This is a genomic window from Mycobacterium sp. (genome assembly GCF_052143115.1).
Taxonomy (GTDB): domain Bacteria; phylum Actinomycetota; class Actinomycetes; order Mycobacteriales; family Mycobacteriaceae; genus Mycobacterium.
Genome location: NZ_JBKQTQ010000072.1, coordinates 1 through 9,207, shown reverse-complemented (window position 1 = coordinate 9,207; position 9,207 = coordinate 1). Strand labels below are relative to the sequence as shown.

The window sequence follows — 9,207 nt, the reverse complement described above, 5'->3', positions numbered from 1 at the left end:
GCGTGCTCGACGAGCATTGGCCGTTCGCCTACCTGCAGGTGTATGCCGACGCCACGGTGGAGCGGGATCGCGATTTGGTGGTCGACGTCATGATGGCCGTTGCCGGGCGCATGTCTGGCCAACCGCTTGGCGAGGAAGCCCGCCCGTTCATCGAGCTGATGGCTGAGCAGGAGGACCGGGTCGTCGTACGCTGTCGGCGGTACGAGACCTTCGCTCAGCCGCCGCGGCATCTGCACCGCAAAGACCAGGAAGAGCAGATCACCCACTGGGTATCGGCCACCATGCCGTGGGATGCGCCGGACCCGGCCTGAAACCGTGAGCCGCGTCCTGCTCCGTGAAGCCACGGTGATCACCATGTCGCCGAATCGGCCTGACGCGGAACGCGTCAACATTCTCGTCGAGGACGATCTCATCGCTGAAATCGGTGGGTCCCTCGACCCCCACGACACCCAAAGTGTTGATTTGTCAGGGCGCATCGTAATCCCTGGCCTGATCAACGCTCACCTGCACACCTGGCAGAGCGCGCTGCGTTTTGTGGGCGCCGACTGGACCCTGCCGGAATATCTGCACCATGTGCATGGCGACATTGCGCCCCAGTACACTCCCGACGACATCTATATCGGCACTCTTGCCGGCGCGCTAAACCAAATAAACTGCGGGACGACAACACTCGGGGACTGGTGTCATAACAATCCCACGCGAGAGCACACCGATGCGGCCGTAGAAGCCCTTCAGAGATCCGGGATCCGCGCCGTTTTCTTGCACGGCGCGCCAAACCGCGACCCCGATGTCCCGCATCCGCTTGACGAGGTCGACCGACTGCTCGACGGGCCGATCTCGACACAAGAGTTGCTCACAGTCGGGATGGCCATCCGCGGACCGCAATACTCGACATCCGATGTAGCAGTAGCCGATTTGCGTGCCGCCGAAGAACGAAGGCTCATCGCCTCGATGCACCAGAGCGGTGGTCAGCCCGCGGCCGCTTGGGAAGCCGTGCATGCCGCGGGACTGTTCGGGCCTCGCACCAATATCGTGCACGGGGCGGGTCTGACCGACGAGTGGGTCACAACGCTGGTCGACGTCGGCGTCACCTTCACCACCACGCCGGAGAATGAGCTCGGTCACGGGCATTGCGCGCCGATGACCGGACGTCTTTTGCGACGCGGCACGGCGCCGTCGCTAGGCACCGACACTGAAACCGGGGTGTCTGGCGAAATCCTCGTCGCCGCGCGGATTGCCTTGGCCCATCAGCGTGGCCTCGACCATGAACATCATCGGGACGCGACGGGCATCATGTCGACAACAATGTCCATCAGTAGCCGGCAAGCGCTGTCGTGGGCGACGGTCGAAGGAACCGGAGCCCTCGGCTTGGCGGACAGGGTTGGCAGACTCGAGCCGGGCATGCAGGCCGACCTAGTCGTCATCGACGCGCGCGCACTAAACCTTTGGCCGGCACACGATCCGGTCGCCACGGTGCTGCACGCCAGCCTCGCCAACATCGAAGCGGTGATGATCGCAGGCCTATGGCGCAAGCGCGACCACTCGCTGACTGATGTCGACCCCGATGAAGTCAGAGGCAGGCTGCTGGAATCCGGCGAACGGATACTTATGCCGTGTTCGTCAGGCGGGCGACGCCACGAAGGACGGATCGGCTGACGATGTGGCGGAGTCGTTGAGCCGGTGACTGCGGAATCGGTTGCGGGGCCGCGCCGAGGCGGGGGAACAGTGCCAACGCGTTGGTGCGCTCGATGGCGTCGCGAGTCCCGGCGTCGATGGCCGGGTAGGTCTCCAGCCCAGCCGCGAACAGCTTGCCGGCGGCAGTCGGGGCGAACGGAAAATCGGATCCGAAGGTGATGTGACCCGGTTTGGCGAAAGCCAGCAGGCTGGGCAACGCGGCCGCGCTGGAGGAGAGCGCAGTGTCGAAGTAGAAGCTGGCGAAGTCGTCGAGGACATCGGCCCAGCTGCGGCCGGTGTCGGCGGTGATGGCGATGGCCATCCGGTGACTGGCATACGGCACGAACCCGCCGGCGTGGCTTAGAATGAACCGGATCTTGGGGTAGCGGGTACGGATACCGTTGCGCACCAACAAGTAAGCGGCTCGGGTGGTGTCGAGCAGGAAGTCGGCGGCGAACGGTGGGACGCCGGGTACGATCGGCCCCGGCAGCTGGCCGGGGTGGATGAATACCACCCCTGAGCGATCGTTGAGGGCGGCGAACAGTGCATCTTGCCCGTCTTCACCGAGATACTTGCCGGCGTTGTTGGCCAGCAGCACGACACCGTCGCCTTTCAGGTTGTCAAGTGCTCGAACCGCTTCCGCGACGGTGATGTCGACATGCGGCATCGGGATGGTGGCGAAAAACCCGAACCGGTCGGGATGTGCTGCCGCCAGTGCGGCGGTGTAGTCGTTGAGGTCGCGCGCGAGCGCCGCCGCGTCGGCCGGGTTGGGCAAGAATGTCGTGCCAGGCGTCGATACCGACAGAATGGCGGTGCCGACGTCGAGCTCCGCCATCGTCTGCAGCGAGGCTTCGGGGCTCCAGTCGGGCAGCTCACGTCCTCCGGCTTCGGCGATTCCGGCTTTCTGCAGGGCTTTTCGGTAGTCGGGTGGGATCAGATGGTGGTGGGTGTCGATTCGTAGCATGGTCGCCTTCCGGTTAATCGTCGGGGATGCCGGCGTGGGCCAGTGCGGGGACGGTGTCTTCGCGATGCAGCAGCGACTGCGCTGCGGTCTTGAACTGGCCGAGTTTCTCGATGATGGTCTGCCCCTCGCGGGTGTGGCCCCAGATGCTGATGCCCTGATGTGTGCTCGGTTCCCACGTCTTCTCGTTGACGACGATCGGGTTCCAGCCGAGTTCCCATTCGAAGCCCGAGGGTGTCATGGCGTAGTAGGACAGTTCCTTGTCGTTGGTGTGCTGCCCGACGGCCAGTGCCATGTGGAAGCCGAGTTCTCTGACTCGCTGATACGACGCCGTCATGTCGTCGAGTTCGGCGACCTGGATGTTGAGGTGCTGAACGCGGGTGCGGATCGGGTTGATCGGCAACCGGTTGACCGCGGCGATCGCCACGGAGTGGTGGCGTTGGTTGACGCGCAGGAAGCGGATTTTGAACTTCAGGCCGCTGATGGTTTCGTCGATGTAGTCGGTGAGCCGAGCGTCGAACACGGTGTTGTAGTACCCGCGTACCTGGTGCGGTTTCTTCGACGTGAGGGCGACGTGGCCGATGCCGCCTTCGCCGGTGACAAAGCCGCCGCGCACCGCCATGTCCGGCGGCGATCGCTGCAACGAGCGCGGACGAAGATTTCCTGCGCCAGGCCGTTGGGGCCGGGGAACCGCATGAGGCGCTCGACGCCGCCCAGCGCGGCCTCCTCCGCGGTGCCCTCTTTGATCGGCACGCCGTGCCGGGTGACGCGGGTAAGGATTTCGTCGAAGGTGCGGTGGTCGTCGATGTGCCACCCGAGGGCCGTGACATCTTCAGCCGGGCCGCGCTGCAACAGAAATCGGCATTCGTTGTCGTCTAGGCGGAACCGCATGACGTCACGCAACGCCTCGTCCAGATCCATGCCGATGGCGTCGCGGCCGAAACGGCGCCAGTCGGCAAACCTGTCGGTCTCGATGACTATATAGCCGAGGTGAACGTTGCCGAAGATGCTCATTGGTCGAAAACCGAAGGTGTGCTGAGGAACTCAACGACAAGCCGGTTGAACAAATCGGCGCGCTCCCATTGCATCCAATGGCCGGTGCGTGAGGTCATCACCAACTCGGCGTTGGGCATCAGATTCGCCAGCATCGGACCGCCGGCCGGGCGGTTGACCTTGTCGTCGCGGCCCCACAACACCAACGTCGGTGCCCGCAGATGCTTGAGGCGGCTGTCGCGGGTGAGGTCCATCCGCCACAGGGTGCGCAGCGCCATCGGGCCAGACGGGCGGCGCAGCGGGGGATCCGCCATCACCTCGGGATCGACGGAGGCCGCATAGCGCAGGTCGATCAAGTCGTCCGGGACCGAAGCGCCGTCGTAAACCAGGTAATTGCGGATGAACGACTCCAGCTTCTCCCGGCTGGGTCCGTCGCCGCCGTAGTACAACAGCAAGCTTTTGAGCCCGGCAGTGGGGACAGCGCGCGTAGTGCCGATACCGCCGGGACCCATCAGGACGAGCTTGTCGACTCGCTGCGGCGTATCCAGTGCCAGCCGCAGCGCGGCCGCACCGCCGTAGGAATTGCCGACCAAATGGGCTGTGGCAAGCCCGAGTTCGTCGAGCAGTCCGCGGGTCATGTCAGCGAGGTAACCGAACGGGTCGTGTTGGTCGACGCCTTTGGCCGAGCGGCCGTAGCCGGGCATATCGGGCACGATGACGCGAAATTGCTGTGCGAGGGCGTCGATGTTACGGGAGTAGTTGGATACCCCGGAAGCGCCCGGTCCGCCGCCGTGCAACATGACCACGGCCGGTCCGCTGCCGGTTTCGGCGACGAAGATCGGTTTACCGGCGACGGTGATGGTGTGCTCGGTGAGGTTGGTCGTGGTCATGCGGTGGCCTCAGTTCTGGTTGAAGAAGAAAAAGCGCAGCCGGCCGGCGGCGGTGGTAGTGGCTGCCCGGATTTGGCTGCGGCGTAGATGAATCCGTCGGGCCGCAGCACAACCGCTGCGGCTTTCTTGCGCCGTAGCCAGCCGACGAGCGTGGGCTCGCTGATCCGAAGCGTCGGGACGCCGACTGCCGTCCAGGCGCGCGCGCCGGCCGGCGATTCGCCTGCGTGCAGGACGGTCCACTGGCCGCCGAGGAGATCGTCGAGGCGAACCCTCGCGCCATTGGCGTCCGTGACCCACGGTTGCGGAATCTGCCACCCCACAGCGCGGTGGGGGCCGGCCGCGAAGAAGCCGTCGGCGTATCGGGCGTCCGGAATCCAGGTTATTTTCTGCAGCCGGGCGTCCATGCCAGGTGTCCGCATGACCGCCCGCATCAGATGATTACGCGCGGCGGCGATGACCCGGTTGCGCTCGGTGATGATGCGGCCGGCGAGACAGGCCCGACGGGTGACGTCCGTGACGTGTGGTTTGCGTTCGGCTTGATAGGTGTCGAGTAGCGATTCGGGGGCCTGGCCGTCGAGAACGGCGGCGAGCTTCCAGCACAGGTTCGCCGCATCGCGGACCCCGGCCGACATACCCTGCCCGATCCACGGCGGCATGGCGTGCGCGGCATCCCCGGCCAGGAAGACTCGCCCCACTCGCCAGCGGTCGGCAACGCGCACGTGGTGGCTGTAAATCACGGCCCGCAGGATCTTCACATGCTCGGGCGTAATGCCCTGATTGCCCAAAATTTTCCAGATCGCTTCTTCGCGTAACAGCTCCTGGTCGGCCTCGCCTGCGCGCGCGGGATACTCCCACCGATGGTGGCCGAGAGGAGTCGGACAGTCGACGGTCGGTTGGGCCGGATTGCAGTGAAACCGCAACCGGTCATGAGCTTCCCACTCCTTGAGGACCTTGGTGTCGATGACAACCCACCGCTCGGTGTAGGTGCGCCCCGTGTAACCGATACTCAGCTGACCGCGAGTCGGCGACGAGCCGCCATCAGCGGCGATCACATACGACGCATGCAAGCGCTTGAACGTGTCGGTGCGAAGATCGGCCAACATCAACTCGACAACGTCGCCATTGGGCACTGCCCGGAGGCATTCGTGCTGCAACAGCACGTCGATGTTCGAAAATCGCTGGACCCCTTCACGCAGCACGTGATCGACCGCCGGCTGATACAAGAACTGCTGCGGCGGGTGCCCGCACCCGCGTGGATTGATCTTCAGGTCGATGAACGGGACACCGGCGGCGTCGACGAAGTTCAGTGGACGGTCGGGCAGCATGTCCTGCTGCAGCCGATCGGCCAACCCGACGGATTGCCAGATGCGCATGACCTCCTCGTCCGTGGAGATGGCCCTGGCACGGCCGTAAACATCTGGATCGCGCTCGACCACAAAGGACTTTCAGGCCGAGATGGCCCAGCAGATTGGCGGCGGTCGCGCCGGTCGGGCCGTAGCCGATCACCGCCACGTCGTAGAGATCTTTAGTGGTCACGGTTGTCTCTCATCGTCGAGGGGGGTTGTTCTGTAGTGATCACTACGGTAGTGTAGCGATCACTACAGAGTCAAGACCCTGATCGAGGAGAACGGTGATGGCGGGAAAGGACCAGCCGAAACGGCGCAAGCGCGCCGACGGTGAACTGTCGCGTGAACGCATCCTCGACGCCGCCACCGAGATCGCCGCTGAGCGCGGCTACGAGGGCACCAGCATCGCCCTGGTCAGCGCGAAATGTGGCCTGCCGGCCAGTTCGATTTACTGGCATTTCAAGAACAAGGACGACTTGATCGCAATGGTGATCGAGCGCAGCTTCGCCGACTGGCTCAAGGCCTGGCAGGTGCCCGACGAGGGCACTGCGCGCGACCGCCTGGTGGGCATGGCGCTGCAGATCGCCAAGGCGCTGCTGGACTCGCCCGACTTCATCCGGCTCGGCCTGATGTTGGCGCTGGAACGCCGACCGGTCGAGCCGCGGGCGCGCGCGATGTTCATCCAAGCCCGGGCGCAGACCTACTACGACCTGGCCGAGACCATGCGTGGATTCACCCCAGAGCTCACAGACACACAGATACACCAATTGGTCACCTACGCGATCGCCGGCGCCGACGGCTTGTTCATCGCCAAGGAGATCGGCGGCGACGCAGTGGACCTGGTTGGGCTGTTCGAGTTACATGCCCGGGCCTTGTACGACACCGCACTGCGCCTGATATCCGAGGATGCCGGTCAATGACGCTGAGGAAAACCATGACATCGCAAGGCAAATGGCCGGTGGCCATCATCGGGTCAGGAAATATCGGCACCGGTCCGTTGCAGCAACGGCCGGTGCGTGTCGACCGTGAAACGCTGACCCTGGGCTACGCCGGGATGTACTCCAGCTTTCTGCGTCACGCCGAAATCGCCGCCGAACGCTATGGCATCGACGCGCGAACTTTGCTCGAAGAGGCCGGGCGCCGCAGCATGGTCGGCGGTCAGGAAGACATGCTGGTCGACATTGCCCTCGACCTGGTAGGCGATCGTTGAGCGAATGACGGGGCCGCCGATCAGCTCAAGCCGATCGCGCCGGCTCAGTCACGTCCAAGTTGTAAAGCCAGTCGAACCGCGCAAGAAAAGCTGAGCCGCCAAAGTCAGGCCGATGGGTCCACCGCCGACGATCAGAACTGGAATCTGCTCTGCGCTCGACTGCGCCTGGCCCATGTTGGTCGTTGTGCTCACCGGTCGTACCCTCTTGCTTGCTTGAGGTTCATTGAACACTATTGTTCAAAATAGATCAAATGTGACTTTTAAGCTACACTGTGCTGGGTTAAAGAACATAGGTGCACTCTCCGTTGGGGCAGTGCAAACGACCGGAGGGCAAAGTCATGACGACACCGACGGATCGGCGAATCAACGCCGCCGCGGTGCGCCTGTTCACGGCGAAGGGGACGACCCGGCTAACGGTCAGCGAGTTGGCCCAGGAGGCCAACGTGGCCCGCGGGACGCTTTATCGCAATGTCGGATCGGTCGAGGGCCTGTTCGATCGCGTCGTCGCGGAGTTCAGCGCGGACTTGCATCGGCGGGTGGCGGCGACTTTCGCCGATATCGATGATCCAGCGGCGCGGCTCGCGACCGGGGTACGGCTGTGGGTCCGCTACGCCCACGAGAACCCGACGATGGGGCGCTTCGCCGTCAGATTTGGCCTCACCGAGGAATCGCTGCGAGCCGTGATGACCGGACCGCCCATGCAAGACATCAACGCGGGCATCGCGGCCGGCAGATACGACATCGGCGCGTACAGCATCGACAGCATTGCCTCGCTAGCCGTCGGCGCCACCGTGAGCGCCATGTGGATGGTGCTCGAGGGTCACCAGACATGGCGCGACGCTGGAACCTCAACCGCCCAACTCCTACTACGCGCAATGGGAATCGATCCCGCTGAAGCTCACGAAATCTGCATGGCGGACCTGCCGGACCTGTCCACAGCATGAGGCTCCGCGTTGAGGTTCTAAAACCACGGCGGCGGCATCATTGCCAGATACCGGTCACCTGCACGCCGGAGAAGCGCGAACGCAGCGCGTGACAGATCGTGCGTCCGCTACTTGAGTTCGGACGACGACAGCCCCAGCAGGCGGCGGGCGACCACCAGCTGCTGAATCTGCTGGGTCCCCTCGAAGATGTCCATGATCTTCGAGTCACGTGCCCACTTCTCCAGCAGCGTCTGCTCCGAATAGCCTGCGGTGCCAGCTAATTCGACAGCCTTGAGCGTGATGTCGCTACCCACCCGGCCGGCCTTGGCCTTGGCCATCGACGCCTCTTTGGAGTTGGGGATCTTGTTGTCGGCCTGCCAGGCCGCGCGCAGCGTCAGCAGGTAGCTGGCCTCCCAGTCGGCCTCCATCTGAAGGAACTCGGCCGCGGCGGCGCTTTGCGCGTATGACGACTTGTCGTAGGAGATCTCCACGCCGGCGTTGGTCAGGATCTTGCGCAGCTCTTCCAGCGTGGCGCGGGCGATCCCGACGGCCATGGCCGCGACGACCGGCCGGGTGTTGTCGAAGGTCTCCATCACTCCGGCGAAACCTTTGCCGGGCTCGATTTCGGGGTTGCCCAGCAGGTTGTCTTTCGGTATGCGGGCGTTGTCGAACCGGATGACGGCCGTGTCGGAGCCCTTGATACCCAGCTTGTTCTCCAACCGCTCAACGGTGACACCCGGGTGTTCGCGCGGCACGATGAACGACTTGATCGCCGGGCGGCCCTTCGACTTGTCCAGCGTCGCCCACACCACGATGTGAGTCGCTCGCGAACCCGCGGTGACGAAAATCTTCTCGCCGTTGATCACGTATTCGTCGCCGTCCAGCTTGGCTGTGGTGGTCACCGCCGCCGAATCGGACCCGAATCCTGGTTCGGTGATCGCCATCGCCGCCCAGACCTTGCCCAAACGCTGCAGCTGCTCGTCGGTGGCCACAGCAGAGACTGCCGCGTTGCCGAGGCCTTGGAAGGGGATCGACAGCAGCATCGCCGCATCGCCCCAACTGGCCTCCAAGGCCTGCAGCACCGCCGCCATGTTGCTGCCGTTGCGATTTTCCCCATTGCTGTCGCTGCTGCGAAGCCCGTCGGCTCCGGCCATATCCAATGTGTTGGATTCGGCCGCTCCGGCGAACAGCTGCGCCAATGTGTCGAGCT

7 protein-coding genes and 3 pseudogenes are annotated in these 9,207 nt (G+C 64.2%); 5 read left to right on the top strand and 5 right to left on the bottom strand.

The window, feature by feature from the left end:
- Together ACLQI9_RS08180 and ACLQI9_RS08175 are read left to right on the top strand one after the other, a co-directional pair.
- On the top strand, positions 1-311 hold a 311-nt coding region (locus ACLQI9_RS08180), incomplete at its 5' end, for a pyridoxamine 5'-phosphate oxidase (protein ID WP_442391453.1).
- Positions 312-315: 4 nt separating this feature from the next.
- Positions 316-1,656, top strand: coding sequence for an amidohydrolase family protein (locus tag ACLQI9_RS08175; RefSeq protein ID WP_442385152.1), 1,341 nt, complete (start codon positions 316-318; stop codon positions 1,654-1,656).
- On the opposite strand, the gene ACLQI9_RS08170 is transcribed toward ACLQI9_RS08175, so the two are convergent.
- From ACLQI9_RS08170 to ACLQI9_RS08155, 4 genes and pseudogenes are all read right to left on the bottom strand, one after another.
- The gene (locus ACLQI9_RS08170) at positions 1,607-2,638 is read right to left on the bottom strand and encodes an amidohydrolase family protein (protein ID WP_442385150.1); all 1,032 of its coding nucleotides are present in this window, start codon (positions 2,636-2,638) and stop codon (positions 1,607-1,609) included. The genes ACLQI9_RS08175 and ACLQI9_RS08170 overlap by 50 nt on opposite strands.
- Positions 2,639-2,651: 13 nt before the next feature.
- A pseudogene (locus ACLQI9_RS08165) lies at positions 2,652-3,649 on the bottom strand (VOC family protein).
- Entirely contained in the window at positions 3,646-4,518 is an 873-nt protein-coding gene (locus tag ACLQI9_RS08160; RefSeq protein ID WP_442385148.1) for an alpha/beta fold hydrolase, read from the bottom strand. The pseudogene ACLQI9_RS08165 and the gene ACLQI9_RS08160 overlap by 4 nt, the downstream one beginning before the upstream one ends.
- Positions 4,515-6,054: pseudogene (locus ACLQI9_RS08155) on the bottom strand (bifunctional 3-(3-hydroxy-phenyl)propionate/3-hydroxycinnamic acid hydroxylase). Before ACLQI9_RS08155 ends, ACLQI9_RS08160 begins: the two are co-directional and overlap by 4 nt.
- Before the next feature lie 97 nt (positions 6,055-6,151).
- Between ACLQI9_RS08155 and ACLQI9_RS08150 the strand changes: the two are divergent.
- The 3 genes and pseudogenes from ACLQI9_RS08150 (at position 6,152) to ACLQI9_RS08140 (ending at position 8,018) form a co-directional block, all read left to right on the top strand.
- Complete coding sequence (locus ACLQI9_RS08150) at positions 6,152-6,784, top strand: TetR/AcrR family transcriptional regulator (protein ID WP_442385146.1); 633 nt, start codon at positions 6,152-6,154, stop codon at positions 6,782-6,784.
- Between the two features lie 74 nt (positions 6,785-6,858).
- Positions 6,859-7,074 (top strand): annotated as a pseudogene (locus tag ACLQI9_RS08145) (4-hydroxy-2-oxovalerate aldolase); the annotation flags it as partial.
- 338 nt (positions 7,075-7,412) lie between these two features.
- Positions 7,413-8,018 (top strand): TetR/AcrR family transcriptional regulator, encoded by a 606-nt coding sequence (locus ACLQI9_RS08140; RefSeq protein WP_442385142.1) that lies wholly within the window; start codon positions 7,413-7,415, stop codon positions 8,016-8,018.
- A 107-nt stretch (positions 8,019-8,125) separates the two neighbouring features.
- Here ACLQI9_RS08140 and ACLQI9_RS08135 read toward each other — a convergent pair.
- Positions 8,126-9,207: acyl-CoA dehydrogenase family protein (locus ACLQI9_RS08135; protein ID WP_442391451.1), on the bottom strand; the 1,082-nt coding region annotated here is incomplete at its 5' end.